Here is a 15122-nt window from a genome sequence, read left to right on the forward strand (position 1 = left end):
GGGGCCTGTTCCTGTCGGCGACGCCGTTTACCCGAGTACCCGAGCCAGATAAGGCGCCGTACGGCTCGTCGTCTCGCTGGCGACCAGCCGCGGCGGCCCGCAGGCGACAATCTTGCCGCCCTCGTCACCCGCGCCGGGACCGACGTCGATCACCCAGTCGGCTCCGGCGACCACGCGCATCTCGTGTTCGACGACGACCACCGTATTGCCGGCCGCCACCAGCCCCTGCAACTGCGCCACCAGCTTGTCCACATCCGACGGATGCAGCCCGGTGGTCGGCTCGTCCAGCACGTAAAGATTGCTCCCGCGCTGCGACCGCTGCAGTTCCGTCGCCAGCTTGATCCGCTGCGCCTCGCCGCCGGATAGTTCCGTGGCGGGTTGTCCGAGGCGCAGGTAGCCAAGCCCGATGTCATAGAGAAGCGACAGCGGCTTCATCACCGCTGGCTCGTCGACGAAAAACTCGCAGGCTTCCTCGACCGTCAGTCGCAGCACGTCGGCGATGTTCTTGCCGTTCCACTGCACTTTCAGCGTGGCCTCGTTGTAGCGCGCACCGTGGCACGTGGGGCAGGGGGCATAGACGCTGGGCATGAAGAGCAGCTCGACGCTGACGAATCCCTCGCCCTCGCAGGTTTCGCAGCGCCCCTTCGCCACGTTGAACGAAAAGCGCCCGGCGTCGTAACGTTTCGCCCTGGCCGCCTTTGTCGCGGCAAACAACTTGCGCACGTGGTCGAAGAGTCCGGTATACGTCGCGAGGTTGGAGCGCGGCGTGCGCCCGATCGGCTTCTGGTCGACCTGGACCAGTCGCGTGATGGCGTCGGCGCCCTTGTGGATACGACCGCCGGTCTTCGTGATGACGCTGGGTGCCGTGTCATCGCCTTCGTCCTCCGGGGCGGGCAGCTCATGGCCCAAATGCTCACTGACCAGCTCCACCAGCGCCTGGCTGACCAGACTGGACTTGCCCGAGCCGGAAATGCCGGTGACCGCGGTAAACAGACCGATGGGGAAGGCGGCATCCAGATCATGGAGGTTGTTGCGCGTGATGCCGCGGAGCTCGAGCCAGCGCGATGCCGGGCGAGGTGACCGCTCAAGAGGCCGCTCGTGACCGAACAGATAACGCGCGGTACGCGACAGCGCCACGTCGGCGAGACCATCGGGAGGACCGCTGTAGAGAATCTCGCCGCCGCGCTCGCCTGCATCCGGGCCGACGTCGACCAGCCAGTCAGCGCGACGCATGACGTCCATGTCGTGCTCGACGACGAAGATCGTGTTGCCCGATCGCTTCAGTTGCTCCAGTGCGGTAAGCAAGGCTTCCCCATCCGCCGGGTGAAGGCCGGCCGACGGTTCGTCGAGCACGTAGACGACGCCGAACAGGTTCGATCGGATCTGCGTGGCCAGGCGCAGCCGCTGCAACTCGCCCGGTGACAGTGTGGGACTCGATCGGTCCATCGACAGGTAGCCAAGGCCGAGTGCCTGGAGCGTACCCACGCGGGCAACAAGATCCTGTGCGATGCGCTGAGCAGCGATACGTTTTTCCTCGGACAGGTTGGGGGTGCGCCGCACGTCCGATGACCCGTCGTGCGCGGCGCCGCCGGCGGCTACGCGCTTCGCATTCGCGCGCTTGCCCGCGGCGCGGCTGCGTGTCGTCGACTCGGCCAAATCGTCGAACCGCCCCTCGGCTGCCGGTTTCAACGTATCGACCAGTGCATCGAATGACAACGCGGACAGGCTTCCGATGTCCAGCCCTGCAAAAGTCACGGACAACGACTCGCGCTTCAGGCGCTTGCCATCGCAGACAGGACAGACGCTGCCGATCATGTAGCGCGACACGCGTTTCTTCATGAGCGGACTTTGCGTCGTGCTGAAGGTGTGCAGCACGTAACGCCGCGCACCCATGTACGTGCCCATGTAGCTGGGTTCGGTCTTTCGCTTCAGTGCCGCACGGGTTTCCGCCGGCGTGAAGCCGGCATAGACCGGGACCGTCGGGGTTTCCTCGGTGAACAGAATCCAGTCGCGCTGCTTCTTTGGCAGGTCCTTCCAGGGCACGTCCACGTCGTAGCCGAGAGTGACCAGAATGTCGCGCAGATTCTGACCGTGCCATGCCGGTGGCCATGACGCGATGGCGCGTTCGCGCAGAGTCAGCGTGGGATCCGGCACCATCGATGCCTCCGTCACCTCGTACACGCGGCCCAGGCCGTGGCAGTGCGGGCAGGCACCTTGCGGCGTGTTGGGCGAGAAATCCTCGGCGAACAACATGGCCTGGCCGGCGGGGTACGAGCCCGCACGCGAGTAGAGCATGCGCACGAGACTCGACAGCGTGGTGACGCTACCCACCGATGAGCGTGCTCCGGGCGTGCCGCGCTGCTGCTGCAATGCCACCGCGGGCGGCAGCCCCTCGATTTCGTCGACGTCCGGCACGCCGACCTGGTCGATCAGGCGTCGCGCATAAGGCGCCACCGACTCGAAGTAGCGTCGCTGCGCTTCCGCGTACAGCGTCCCGAAAGCGAGTGACGACTTGCCCGATCCCGACACCCCGGAGAACACGACGAGCGAGTCGCGAGGGATCACGACGTCGATGTTCTTGAGGTTATGCTCGCGTGCGCCACGTACACGCACGAAGCCATGGAGGTCGGTCGAAGAGGGCGGGGATCTACGCTTGGTCATCCAGGGATTATCGCAGCCCCGGCTTGCGGTTCCCGTGAAATCACGTGTGCAGGGGCACGCCCTTCGTGGCTTTCTCGATCGCCTTGCGAGGCCCGCGTAACGCGATGCCGACGAGGTTGGGTGCATCGGCATCTTCCGCGAGGAAGGCTTCGCGGTTGGCCGCGTCGTGTCCAGTGGAGAACATCGCCTCGACATAGATCGCGCGGGTCACGTCGCGTTCGATGGCGACGCGATGCGCATGGGCGAGCTGCGTCGCATCGGCACCGAACACGAGCATCGGCTGCCCGAGCAGGCGCGCGTAGTGACGTCCGGCCGCATCGATGTATGGCTCGCCCATGGCATCCGCCGCCGCTCCGGCGATGCCGGTGGCCAGGAAGGCGGTGACGTTGAGCTTCTGCCATGTCAGCAGATCGCTGCGGACAAGGATGGCGACGCGGGTGTCGAAGGTGGTCATGTCGAAGGTTCTTCGCAGTCTGTTAGGCTGATTCAGTAAAACGCCGAATGTCATTCGGCGAAAGGGCGACAGGCTGCCATGACGAAAAAAACGAAAGCCATTCCGGGCGAGACCCCCGACGCGGTCCGGCTCGACGCGATCGACCGAAAATTATTAGGCGCGCTCTCCGCCGATGCCACGCTGAGCTACGCGGAGCTGGCCGAACGGCTGCATCTCTCCGCACCCGCGCTGCATGAGCGGGTGAAGCGGCTGCGCAGGGATGGGGTCATCAAGGCCACCGTAGCTGTGCTCGATGGGGTGAAGGTCGGGCGTCCGTTGCTGACCTTCGTCCACGTGGACACGACCAGCTGGGCGGTGACACGCCAGCTGCTGGCGCTGCAGGCCTTTCCCGAGGTGGAGGAAATCCACACCGTGACGGGAGAGAGCGCGATGTTGCTGAAGGTGCGGACGGCCGATACGCGGGGGCTCGAGCACCTGCTGGAGCGGATTCACGCGATGGAGGGATTCAAGGGGACGCGGAGCTATATCGCTCTGTCGACGTATCTGGAGCGGGGACCGAGTGCGGAGGAGGCTTCCGGGGCGACATAAAAAAACCCCGCGGTGCGGGGTTTCTGACGCCGACTTACGGGAGGCTCAGCGATCGCGTCGCGCGCGAACCTTGATCCGCTGCATCCGGCGCTGCTGCATCATGTTGAACCAGAAGGCCGTCTCCGTCACCACGCCAGCGGCGACGAGCAGCAACGTCCCTGTGACCGAACCGGCGAGAAAGAACACGACGGCCAGGGCGAACAAGGCGGCGAGGACGAGATGACGTTGGCTCATGGGTGACTCCTGCTTGCTGCGCGGCCCCGGGACCCGGGCGCGGCCTGATTCGATCCTCGGCTACCTACGAGATGGTGTCAATCGCGGAAACGTCAAGGGATTGTGGGCGATTCAGCCACGATAACGTCGCGCATCCACCAGCAGGGTCAGTGCGGGGGAGGTCTGCCGCCGGTTCGGGTCTACGCGGTGCTGATAGAGCAGATCGATCTGCTCGATGCCCAGACGCTTGAGCGATCCCTCGGCGGCCTTGCGGATGTTTTCCGGGAGGCTGTCCAGACCCGTCTGCTTGTTCGTTTCCGGATCGAACGCGAAGCCGAACTTCGTCACGATGACGACGCGGTCGCGCATCGGCGCGGGGGCTTTACCGACGATTTCCTCGTTGGTGAACGGGCCATAGACCTCGGCCGTGTCGAAGAAATCGACGCCCAGGTCCACCGCCTCGCGCATGAGCTTGACTGACTCGTCGCTGCTCAGCGCGTGGCTATAGCTGAAATTGAGGCCCATGCAGCCAAAGCCGAGGGCTGAGACTTCCAGGCCGCTTTTACCGAGAACGCGCTTTTTCATGGTGATCTCCAGAAGGTAGCCATGACGCCATGCTACCGACCGGGGGTCCAGTGATTAAGTGGGATAAACCGCTTGAGCCTATGCGGGCAGTTCATCAATGATCTTCCATCAGCTGGCGTGAAACACCGCCTCGATGTTGTGGCCATCCGGATCCAGCACGAAACCGCCGTAATAGCCTTCGTGATAGTGCGAACGCGGGCCCGGCGGACCGTTGTCCCTCGCGCCCGCATCCAGCGCCGTCTGATGAAATAGCCGCACCAGCTGCTGCGAACTCACTCGAAAGGCGACGTGTACCGGCGGCTGATTGGGTGTGCCCTGGTAGATCCAGAAATCCGGCTTGCCGTTCTCGCCGAACCCCGCCACATCGGTGCGCCCCGTTTTCGACGCGGGGAAGTGCACGATCAGTTCGTAGCCGATGGACGCCAGTACGGTGGTGTAGAACTGCTTGCTGCGCTCGAAGTCGCTGACGGTGGCGCCGGTGTGGTCGATCATCGGGATCTCCTGGGCGTGGAACGGCTGGTCCGCGCAGCTTAGTCGGAATCCGTGGCGGCATCCAAGGCGCCTTTACTGCATCGCAGCGTGTCGCTCGCCGCGTCGCCGCCTACACTTCCGCTGGCCACAGGTGTCCTGCCGCCGCCATTCCGGTGCGCAGGGTGAAACGGGAAGCCGGTCCGATGCCGGCGCTGCCCCCGCAACGGTAGGCGAGAAAACCCGACTCAGAACCACTGCGGCAACGCGGGAAGGTGTCGGGGTGATGCGGATCGCATCGCTCGCAAGCCCGGAGACCGGCCCGTGGTGGGCACCGCTTGCGGTGTCTTCCTCGGGTGTTGCGGTGGGCAACCGGACGAGCTGGCTCGATGCGGCGTCCGCGGCCTCGAACCGACTTGTCTCGCTCACGCACGCCCGGTTTCGCGGGTGAGCGATATGGAGACAGGCATCATGAACGAGATGAATCGTGCCGCGACCGACGTCGCGACCGTCAAACTGCTGATCGACGGCGAGTTCGTCGAGTCCGCGACCACACAATGGCGCGATGTGATCAACCCGGCGACGCAGGTCGTGCTGGCACGTGTGCCCTTCGCCACGTCCCGGGAGGTGGATGCGGCCGTCGCCGCCGCCCGGCGCGCGTTCGCCACCTGGCGCAAGACGCCCATCGGGACGCGGGCCCGCATCTTCCTCAGATACCAGCAGCTGATCCGCGAACACATGGCGGAGCTGGCGGCGATCCTCACGGCGGAACAGGGCAAGACACTGCCGGACGCGGAAGGCGACGTGTTCCGTGGCCTCGAGGTGGTGGAGCACGCGGCGGCCATCGGCAATCTGCAACTCGGCGAGCTGGCCAACAACGTGGCCGGTGGCGTGGACACGTACACACTGCTGCAGCCGCTGGGTGTCTGCGCCGGCATCACGCCGTTTAACTTTCCGGCGATGATCCCCCTTTGGATGTTTCCGATGGCCATCGCCACGGGAAACACCTTCGTGCTGAAGCCGTCGGAGCAGGACCCGATGGTCACCATGCGGCTGGTCGAGCTGGCGCAGGAGGCGGGCATTCCCAGAGGCGTGCTCAACGTCGTGCACGGGGGCGAGGAGGTGGTCAACGCCATCTGCGATCACGTCGACATCAAGGCGGTGTCTTTCGTCGGATCGACGAAGGTCGGTACGCACGTTTATCACCGTGCATCGCAAGCCGGTAAGCGCGTGCAGTGCATGATGGGAGCGAAAAATCACGCTGTCGTTCTGCCCGACGCCAACAAGGAGCAGACGCTCAATGCCATGGTCGGTGCCGCCTTCGGTGCGGCCGGGCAGCGTTGCATGGCGGCATCGACGGCGGTGCTGGTCGGTAACGCGCGGGAGTGGATTCCCGACATCGTCGCCAGAGCGCAGGCGCTGAGGGTGAACGCAGGCATCGAAGCGGGCACCGATGTCGGTCCACTGATCTCATCCGCAGCGCGTGAGCGCGTGGAGAGCCTGATCGACGCCGGGGTAGCGCAGGGGGCGACACTGGAGCTCGACGGTCGCGGCTTTCGCGTGCCGGGTTACGACGAAGGCAACTTCGTCGGGCCGACGATTTTCTCGGGCGTGAAGCCTGGCATGCGTATCTACGACGAAGAGATCTTCGGGCCCGTGCTGGTCGTCCTCACGGTCGACACGCTGGACGAAGCGATCGACCTGGTCAACGCCAATCCCAACGGAAACGGTACGGCCGTGTTTACGCAGAGCGGTGCGGCTGCCCGTCGCTTTCAGGAAGACATCGATGTGGGGCAGGTCGGTATCAACGTACCGATCCCGGTGCCGGTGCCGCTGTTCTCGTTCACGGGATCGCGTGCGTCCAAACTCGGCGACCTGGGCCCTTACGGCAAGCAGGCGGTCATGTTCTACACGCAGACCAAGACGATCACGTCGCGCTGGTTCGACGATGACACGCGTGGCCACGGCGTCAATACGACGATCAGCCTCAAGTGATGGCGGCCGTCATGGATATTCCTGTGATGGGGCAAGGTTTCGGCTTCAGCGACGAGCAGATGGCATTTCGCGAGGCGGCGCGCGATTTCGCGGCATCCGAACTGGCGCCGCGTGCGGCGCACTGGGACGCCGAGAGCATCTTTCCGCGTGAGGCCATCGGCAAGGCGGGCGAACTGGGTTTCTGCGGCCTGTATGTCGACGAAGCGGCCGGCGGCAGCGGGCTGACCCGGCTGGATGCGGCGATTGTGTTTGAAGAACTCGCCGCCGCCGATCCATCCACCGCGGCGTTCATCAGTATCCACAACATGGCGACGTGGATGCTGGCGACGCATGCACGTTCTTCGTTGCGTGCCGAATGGGGTCCGACGCTGTGCAGCGGGGCGAAGCTTGCGTCGTACTGCCTGACCGAGCCGGGCGCCGGTTCCGATGCGGCGTCTCTGCAGACGCGCGCCGTGCGTGATGGTGACGCATACGTGCTCCACGGCAGCAAGGCCTTCATCTCGGGAGCCGGTGCCACCGACATGCTCGTGGTCATGGCCCGCACGGGGGGCGAGGGTGCGCGTGGTATCAGTCCATTCGCCGTACCCGCCGACGCCGAAGGCATTACGTATGGGCGTAAGGAGGACAAGCTCGGCTGGAACAGTCAGCCCACGCGGGGCATCACGTTCGACGGCGTTCGTGTGCCGGCGTCGAACCTTCTGGGCGAAGAGGGTGAAGGGTTTCGGATTGCCATGAAGGGTCTGGACGGTGGGCGGATCAACATCAGCGCCTGTTCACTCGGTGCCGCACAGGGCGCCCTGGACGCCGCGCGGCGTTATCTCGGTGAGCGGCGGCAGTTCGGGCGCAAGCTGGGCGAGTTCCAGGCCTTGCAGTTCAAGCTGGCCGATATGGCGACCCAGCTGGTCGCCGCTCGACAGATGGTGCACACGGCGGCGCGCAAGCTCGACGCACGCAGTCACGACGCCACGGTGTGGTGCGCCATGGCCAAGCGCTTCGCCACCGATGCGGGATTCAACATCTGCAACGACGCCCTGCAGCTCCATGGCGGCTATGGCTATATTCGCGAGTACCCGATCGAACGGTTGCTGCGCGACAGCCGTGTGCATCAGATACTGGAAGGCACCAACGAAATCATGCGCGTGATCGTGGCGCGCCACTTGCTCAACACTGAAGAGGAGTTGCGATGACCGGTTACAAGGACACCGACTGGACGGGGCTCAGGCTGGCGTTCGAAGGCCACACGGCCATCGTGACGCTGATCAACCCGCCAGCCAACACCTGGACGGTACGTAGCCTTTCCGCGCTTCGCGATCTCGTCGCGGCGCTGAATGCGGATCGTGATGTCTACGCCCTGGTGGTGACGGGCGAGGGGGAGAAATTCTTCTCGGCCGGCGCCGATCTCAAGCAGTTCGCGGATGGCGACCGCGCGCTGGCGCGTGAAGCCGCCCGTCGGTTCGGTGAGGCCTTCGAGGCGTTGTCGGCGTTCCGTGGCGTGAGCATCGCGGCCATCAACGGCTATGCGATGGGTGGCGGCCTCGAATGTGCACTCGCATGCGACCTTCGCATCGCCGAGGAACACGCGCAGATGGCCTTGCCGGAAGCGGGTGTGGGACTGCTGCCGTGTGCCGGCGGTACGCAGAACCTGCCGCGCCTGGTCGGCGAGGGCTGGGCGAAGCGGATGATCCTGCTCGGCGAGCGAGTCGACGCCGCGACGGCCTTGCGCATCGGGCTGGTGGAAGACGTGGTTCCCCGAGGCGAAGGGTTGAATACCGCGCTCGCATGGGCAGCGCGTGCCGCGAAGCAGAGCCCCACCAGCGTGACGGCCTGCAAGCGCCTGGTGCAGGCGACGCGCACTCAGACGCACGCCGCCGCGCTCGTCGCCGAGCGCGAAGCCTTCGTCGACCTGTTCGACAGCGCCGATCAGACGGAGGGCGTACACGCCTTTCTCGAGAAGCGCCCGGCCGAGTGGAAGAACGCATGAGCGACGTGCTGTTCGAAGAGCGCGACGGGCGGGATGGCCGACGTATCGGCATCGCGACACTCCATGCGCCGAAGACCCTCAACGGGCTCTCACTGACGATGGCGAGCCTGCTGGATGCCCAGCTTCGCGCATGGGCCGACGACGACGCGATCGCGGTGGTCGTCCTGCAGGGAGCCGGCGAGAAGGCCCTTTGCGCGGGCGGCGACTTGCATGGCTTGTATCGAAGCATGGTCGACTACCGGGAAGCAGGCGGCGGTGAGATCACGCGCAACGCGTATGCCAGTGAGTTCTTTTCGACCGAGTACCGGCTGGACTATCGCATCCACACCTATGCCAAACCGATCCTCTGCTGGGGGCACGGCATCGTCATGGGTGGCGGCATCGGACTGATGGCGGGAGCAAGCCACCGTGTGGTCACCGAGCGGTCGAAGCTCGCCTTCCCGGAAATTACCGTGGGACTCTATCCGGACGTGGGAGGCAGCTGGCTGTTGTCGCGTGTGCCCGATCGCGGCGGCATGTTCCTGGCCCTCACCGGCGCGCCGCTCGGCGCGGGCGATGCCATCCATGCGGGTCTCGCCGACCACTTCATTCCCGAGAATGCGCATCCGGAGGTCATGAACGCGCTGTCCAACGCGAACTGGTCGAGCTCGGCGAGCGCCAACCACGACACGCTGACCGCGCTTCTACGCTCCATCGAGCAGCCGGTGTCACCCGGTCCGCTGCAAGGGCACGCGGGTCTGATCCGCGAGGTCTGCGGCAACGAGCGGCTCGACGATATCGTTGGCGCCATCGATGCGATCCAGGATGACGATACCTGGCTGCAGAACGCAAGGACGGCGCCGCTTGGCGGTGCGCCTGGCTCCGCGCGGCTCGGCTTCGAGCTGCAGCGCCGCGCGTCGACGCTTTCTCTCGCCGATACCTTTCGCCTCGAATACATCGTGTCGCTGCATTGCGCCGCACACGGCGATTTTGCGGAGGGCATCCGTGCGCTGCTGATCGACAAGGACCGCCAACCGCGCTGGAACCCGGCAACGCTGGCCGAGGCGACATCGAGCTGGGCCGAATCTTTCTTCAATGCACCGTTCAGCGCGGAAGCGCATCCGCTTGCCGATCTGGGCAGTCAACCGGAGTCGTACGCATGAGTCGCATCGCTTTTATCGGGCTGGGCAACATGGGTGGCCCGATGGCCGCGAATCTGCTCAAGGCAGGGCATGCCCTGCGGGTCTTCGACCTCGTTCAGTCGGCGGTCGATACGGCGGTTGCCGCAGGAGCCTCCGCGTCGGCGAGCGCTGCCGATGCGGTGAGCGACGCTGAGATCGTCATCTCGATGCTTCCCGCCAGCCGACATGTGGAAGCGCTTTACCTGGGTGACGCGGGGCTGCTGGCCGCCATTCCCGATGGTGCACTCGTCGTCGATTGCAGCACGATCGCACCGGCATCGGCGAAAAAAGTTGCACAAGCCGCCACTGGTCGCGGCCTCGCGATGCTTGACGCGCCTGTTTCTGGCGGCACCGCGGGTGCAGCGGCGGGAACGTTGACGTTCATCGTGGGAGGCGACGCGGCGGTGCTGGATATTGCACGGCCCGTATTGGAAGCGATGGGGAAGAATATTTTTCATGTCGGCGCTAGCGGTGCGGGACAGGTGGCCAAGCTGTGCAACAACATGGCGCTCGGCGTCATCATGGCCGTCACCGGCGAAGCGCTGGCCCTGGGCGTCGCGCACGGTCTCGACGCGGGCGTGCTGTCGCAGATGATGGCGGTGAGCACGGGGCGCAGCTGGGCTACGGAGGTGTGCAATCCGTGGCCGGGTGTGCTGCCGAACGCGCCGGCATCGCGTGGCTACACCGGTGGCTTCGGCAACGATCTGATGTTGAAGGATCTCGGGCTGGTCACCGAGGCGGCGGTCGGTGTGGGGGCCTCGATTCCACTCGGGGAGCTGGCGCGCAATCTTTATGCGTTGAATAGTAAGGCGGGGAATGGGGAGCTGGATTTCTCCAGCGTGATCAGGCTGATGTCAGCTGCGCAAGACGATCCTGGCAAGCCTCGCGCACCAGTTGTCTGAGCCAGCGATGTCCAGCCTCGTTCTCCAGCCTTGGATGCCACATCTGCGACACCGTGATGGCCGGCGTTTCGACCGGCAGGTCGAAGACGCGCACGGTATCGGGCGGGCTGGCAAGAAACGAGGCCGGAACCAGCCCGATCAGGTCGGATGCCAGCGTCACCGCCAGAGCCGCCTGAAAGCTCGGCACGACCGAAACGACGTCGCGCTGAAGACCCTTTGCGGTCAGGGCGGCATCGACCGGACCCTCGCTGCGGCCTGCACGTGAGGCGACAACGTGGCCGTACGCCACGTACGACTCGGGCGTCATCGGATCGACATCGGCCAGCGGATGGCCGCGCCGGATCACACCGACGAAACGGTCGCGAAACAACGCCTGCACGCGGACTTCGGGTCCCATGCCGCCGAGGACGCCGATCTCGAGATCGGCCAGTCCTTCGCGGAGCGGCACCGCGGACTTCTCCGCTTTCGGGGCGAAACGCAAGCGGACGCCAGGCGCTGCGCGGCTGGCCGCGCCGATGAGTTCGGCCGCAAACACCTCGACAAATCCATCGTTGGCGCGGATCGTAAACGTGCGCCGGAGGGAGGCGATCCCGTCTTCGGTGACCGCCGGGCGGAGAACGCTTCGCGTGTCCTGGAGCAGGCCGTGGGCGCGTTCGCGCAGAGCTTCGGCGTGCGGCGTCAGCACCATACGCCTCCCGGCCCGGACCAGCAGTTCGTCCTGTGTGGCGGCGCGCAAGCGCGTCAGCGTGCGACTCATGGCCGACGCGCTGAGCCCCAGGCGCCGTGACGCGCCCGCGACGCTCGCTTCGGCCAGCAGGGCGTCAAGGGCAACGAGGAGGTTGAGGTCGGGTTCGTCCATGACCCATCGTATCGCGATCGGATCAGATAAGGCGTTTGGTGCAGGTATGGACTGACGGTCGCGCGTCTTCCGCCCCGGTTGCGTCGTCGCTACGTTGGGAGGACCGGCCCGGAGTGCGGGCCCCTCGTAACCGGAGTAGCTCATGCAAGCACCGTCCTCACAGAAAACCATTCTCCTGATTGGCGCGTCGCGCGGCCTCGGATTCGCGATGGTCGAGGAATACCTTGGGCGTGGCTGGCACGTCATCGCTACGGGGCGGGCCAGCTCAACCGGAAAGCTGCGTGAACTGGCAGCGTCGTCCGACGGCGCACTTGAAGTCGAGGTCCTCGATATGACCGTGGTCGAGGATGTCGCCGCCCTCAAGGCCCGACTGTCATCGCGGACGGTGGACGTGCTTTTCGTCAACGCGGGGGTGACCAACGATGACGCGGAGACGATAGCCGACGTGTCCACCGACGAGTTCATCCGCGTGATGGTCACCAATGCGCTCAGTCCCATGCGCGTGATCGAGTCCCTGCAGGATCTTGTGACGGTCGACGGGACGATCGGCGTCATGTCGTCAGGGCAGGGCAGCCTCACCAACAACACCAACGGCAATCACGAGGTTTACCGAGGCAGCAAGGCCGCACTCAACATGTTCATGCGCAGCTTCGCCGCACGTCACAAGGACGACCCGCGCACGCTCTTGCTCATGGCGCCGGGCTGGGTTCGCACCGACATGGGCGGCCCTGAGGCGCGTCTGACCATTCAGGAGAGCATTCCGAACCTGGTCGACACCATGACGACGTATGCGGGGCGCCAGGGGCTGCATTACCTCGACTATCTGGGGCGTGTCGTGCCCTGGTGAGCGGGCGAAGCAGCGCGACGCTCCGGTCAAGGTATCCCGCTCTAGCGTTAGATGCCCTTGCGAACCTCCTTTCGCGCGAGCATTTGCATCCGTATGCTCGGCGTTCTCCTGCGGGGGCGGGAGCTGATATCGACTGAAGGGTATTCATTCGTGAATGATTTGTCCGCACGCGCTCCAGATGCCATCCACGTCGTGCGCTCAGGGCCACCGGGTGCGTCGCCGATCGTGTTTCTTCACGCACTGGGGCTCGATCTCGGTATCTGGGATGCGCAGTTCGCGGAGTTCGCGGGCGATCGAGATGTCGTAGCGCTCGACCTTCCGGGTCACGGTCTGTCCGGCGCTCCCGACAGCGCGCCGACATTCGAGGCCATCGCGACGCAGGTGGCGGAGACGTTAGCCTCGCTGGATATCGCATCCGCCCATGTCGTCGGCATCTCGTTCGGTGGCATGGTCGCTCAGGCCCTGGCGATCGAGCAGCCATCGATGGTCCGGAGCCTGACACTCGTTGCCACATCCTGCACGTTCCCCGAGACGGTCAGGCAGATGCTGCGTGATCGTGCGCGCGCTACGCGTGACGGCGGCATGGCGATCATGGCAGAGGCGCATCTGGCGCGATGGTTCCCCGAAGCGTTTCGTGCACAACATCCCGAAGTGTCCGACCGGTTCCGGAAGCTGCTGCATAGACAAGACCCGAGCTTTCACGCTTCGCTATGGGATCTCGTTGCGACGCTCGACCTCAAAGACCGGCTGGCGGCACGATTCGCCGAGACGGCTATCCCATTGATGGTGATCGTGGGAGAAGACGACGCGAGTGCACCGTTTGCCGCGGGTCAGCTCATGTGCGATCAGGCATGCGATGCCGTTCTGCATGTCGTTCCGAAGTGCGGACATTTTCCGCCTGTCGAATATCCCGAGCGCTTCAATGCCTTTTTGCGTGAGTTTCTGCGCGACTAACATGTCGCCGACGCCACGTTAACGGCGGTCGCACGAATGGGAGTGAAGTCCCGTCACAGTACGGGCCATTGCGCCGGTCATGCGGTCCGCTTATCCGAAATAAGGCAGACATTCCTGCCTGCCATGCGCATGCTCTCGTTTCGTTAACGCAAGGAGATGCTTCATGGTGACAACGAATATTCAAACCGCTCGTTCCGCCGGCCGCCGCCGTATGCTGGCTTTGGTCCTTCCACTGGCCACGCTGGCGGCGGGTGTATGTGCAGCGCTTCCGGCTTACGCCGACGTGCCGACAATCGTGCAGAACAACACGGCCGGTGCCTTTGCCGATGATCAGGTCTACGTGACGATCCTGGGCAAGGATCCCGTCACGGGAAATCTTTCCTGGGTATCCGCCGACGGCCAGCTTGTGGCGGCCTCGGTGGGCGACAACGATGCGGACGGCCATTTGAGCAAGAATGGACAGAACTATCCGAATCATGGCTTCACCCTGGCTCAGGCGCAGAACCTGAAGCTGCCAAAAATGTCGTCAGGCCGCATCTACGTGTCGGTCGGTGAGCCGGTCTATCTGAAGATTCTTGTCGCGGCGGATGGCCTGACGGGTTTCGCCGGTCCCAATCCACAGAACCCGACCGACGCGAACAACGACGTCAAACTGGACTGGTACGAGTTCACCTATAACGACAGCGGTCTCTGGATCAACACCACGCAGGTCGACCAGTTCGGTTTTCCGCTCACGCTGAACGTCACCGGTGAAGGTGGATTTCAGAAGCGCGTCGGCATCGAGCAGTCGCGTGCTTCGATTTACGCGGCTTTCAAGGCCGAAGTCCCGCCGGAGTTCGTCTCCGAGGCGGACAGCGGCACGCGCATCCTGGCGCCCGGAAAGTCGACATTCGACACGGGGCAGCCCAACGAGCATTACTTCGACAGCTACATCGACCAGGCGTGGGCGGACTACAGCACGCGGCCGCTCGTGATCGATCTGTGGGGCGGCGCGCGTCGCTTCAGCGGGCAAGTGCAGGGAACCACGCTGGTTTTCAACGAGGTCGACCTTGGCAACGGTGCGTATGTCGGTGGTCAGTATCTGGTCCAGAAGCCGACGACGCAGGATGTCCTGGAGGCCAAGGGTAGCCTTGCGCAGGGCAACGACGCCGAGAAAGCGCTGGAAACGCAGATCTCCGCCGCGTTCAATCGGCACGTCATTTCCGACGTAAGCAAGTGGAGCGACCCGACTGCATGGTATCAGGCGGCGCCGGCCAACTATTACGCCAGGTTCTGGCACGACCATTCCATTGATCGGCTGGCGTACGGGTTCGCTTATGACGACGCGCAGGAGCAGAGCTCGACGGTGAATACCGCTGCGCCGACGCAGATTACGTTGGGCGTGGGCTGGTAAGCAGTTTGCTAACACGCTGATCGCGGCCTGGCTCGGGTAGGAGCCAGCCCTGCTGGCGACAG

Annotated in this window: 15 protein-coding genes and 1 riboswitch; of the genes, 9 read left to right on the forward strand and 6 right to left on the reverse strand. The window is 64.6% G+C overall.

Going from position 1 to position 15122, the window contains the following annotated elements:
• Nucleotides 1-27: 27 nt before the first annotated feature.
• A complete protein-coding gene (locus FA85_RS17700) occupies nt 28-2661 on the reverse strand; it encodes an excinuclease ABC subunit UvrA (RefSeq protein WP_036114333.1) in 2634 nt (877 codons plus the stop codon).
• Nucleotides 2662-2701: 40 nt separating this feature from the next.
• Nucleotides 2702-3115 carry a DUF2000 family protein gene (locus FA85_RS17705; RefSeq protein WP_036114331.1) on the reverse strand — a complete coding sequence of 138 codons (414 nt, stop codon included), beginning with the start codon at nt 3113-3115 and terminating at the stop codon, nt 2702-2704.
• 78 nt (nt 3116-3193) lie between these two features.
• On the opposite strand from FA85_RS17705, the gene FA85_RS17710 reads away from it, so the two are divergent.
• On the forward strand, nt 3194-3703 hold the full coding sequence (locus FA85_RS17710) for an Lrp/AsnC family transcriptional regulator (protein WP_036114328.1): 510 nt from the start codon (nt 3194-3196) through the stop codon (nt 3701-3703).
• Nucleotides 3704-3748: 45 nt separating this feature from the next.
• Here the strand turns inward: FA85_RS17710 and FA85_RS17715 are convergent, their stop codons facing one another.
• The 3 genes from FA85_RS17715 to FA85_RS17725 form a co-directional block, all read right to left on the reverse strand.
• On the reverse strand, nt 3749-3937 hold the full coding sequence (locus FA85_RS17715; protein ID WP_036114325.1) for a hypothetical protein: 189 nt from the start codon (nt 3935-3937) through the stop codon (nt 3749-3751).
• Between the two features lie 111 nt (nt 3938-4048).
• The gene (locus tag FA85_RS17720; protein ID WP_081907521.1) at nt 4049-4501 is read right to left on the reverse strand and encodes an aldo/keto reductase; all 453 of its coding nucleotides are present in this window, start codon (nt 4499-4501) and stop codon (nt 4049-4051) included.
• Nucleotides 4502-4609: 108 nt separating this feature from the next.
• A complete protein-coding gene (locus tag FA85_RS17725; RefSeq protein WP_036114322.1) occupies nt 4610-4993 on the reverse strand; it encodes a VOC family protein in 384 nt (127 codons plus the stop codon).
• Between the two features lie 111 nt (nt 4994-5104).
• A riboswitch (cobalamin riboswitch) is annotated at nt 5105-5309 on the forward strand.
• Between the two features lie 140 nt (nt 5310-5449).
• Between FA85_RS17725 and FA85_RS17730 the strand changes: the two genes are divergently transcribed.
• From FA85_RS17730 to mmsB, 5 genes are read left to right on the forward strand one after another with little or no spacing between them, the layout of a single operon-like run.
• Nucleotides 5450-6964, forward strand: a complete 1515-nt coding sequence (locus tag FA85_RS17730; protein ID WP_036117893.1) for a CoA-acylating methylmalonate-semialdehyde dehydrogenase — start codon at nt 5450-5452, stop codon at nt 6962-6964.
• 11 nt (nt 6965-6975) lie between these two features.
• Nucleotides 6976-8151, forward strand: coding sequence for an acyl-CoA dehydrogenase family protein (locus FA85_RS17735; RefSeq protein WP_051944264.1), 1176 nt, complete (start codon nt 6976-6978; stop codon nt 8149-8151).
• Nucleotides 8148-8945, forward strand: a complete 798-nt coding sequence (locus tag FA85_RS17740) for an enoyl-CoA hydratase (RefSeq protein WP_036114317.1) — start codon at nt 8148-8150, stop codon at nt 8943-8945. Before FA85_RS17735 ends, FA85_RS17740 begins: the two co-directional genes overlap by 4 nt.
• A complete protein-coding gene (locus tag FA85_RS17745; RefSeq protein WP_036114315.1) occupies nt 8942-10087 on the forward strand; it encodes an enoyl-CoA hydratase/isomerase family protein in 1146 nt (381 codons plus the stop codon). Before FA85_RS17740 ends, FA85_RS17745 begins: the two co-directional genes overlap by 4 nt.
• Nucleotides 10084-11007 (forward strand): 3-hydroxyisobutyrate dehydrogenase, encoded by a 924-nt coding sequence (gene mmsB / locus FA85_RS17750; protein ID WP_051943760.1) that lies wholly within the window; start codon nt 10084-10086, stop codon nt 11005-11007. Before FA85_RS17745 ends, mmsB begins: the two co-directional genes overlap by 4 nt.
• On the opposite strand, the gene FA85_RS17755 is transcribed toward mmsB, so the two are convergent.
• Entirely contained in the window at nt 10949-11866 is a 918-nt protein-coding gene (locus tag FA85_RS17755; protein WP_036114312.1) for a LysR family transcriptional regulator, read from the reverse strand. The two genes, mmsB and FA85_RS17755, sit on opposite strands and share 59 nt — an antisense overlap.
• A 142-nt stretch (nt 11867-12008) precedes the next feature.
• Between FA85_RS17755 and FA85_RS17760 the strand changes: the two genes are divergently transcribed.
• The 3 genes from FA85_RS17760 to FA85_RS17770 all read left to right on the forward strand — a co-directional run bounded on the left by FA85_RS17760 (nt 12009) and on the right by FA85_RS17770 (nt 15060).
• Nucleotides 12009-12713: an SDR family NAD(P)-dependent oxidoreductase gene (locus FA85_RS17760; RefSeq protein ID WP_036114310.1), complete on the forward strand. Its 705-nt coding sequence runs from the start codon at nt 12009-12011 to the stop codon at nt 12711-12713.
• 150 nt (nt 12714-12863) lie between these two features.
• Nucleotides 12864-13667 carry an alpha/beta fold hydrolase gene (locus FA85_RS21200; RefSeq protein ID WP_051943758.1) on the forward strand — a complete coding sequence of 268 codons (804 nt, stop codon included), beginning with the start codon at nt 12864-12866 and terminating at the stop codon, nt 13665-13667.
• A 163-nt stretch (nt 13668-13830) separates the two neighbouring features.
• Nucleotides 13831-15060, forward strand: a complete 1230-nt coding sequence (locus FA85_RS17770; protein ID WP_051943757.1) for a glycoside hydrolase family 64 protein — start codon at nt 13831-13833, stop codon at nt 15058-15060.
• Nucleotides 15061-15122: the final 62 nt, after the last annotated feature.

Origin of the sequence: Luteibacter mycovicinus (genome assembly GCF_000745235.1) — a bacterium.
Classification (GTDB): Bacteria; Pseudomonadota; Gammaproteobacteria; order Xanthomonadales; family Rhodanobacteraceae; genus Luteibacter; species Luteibacter mycovicinus.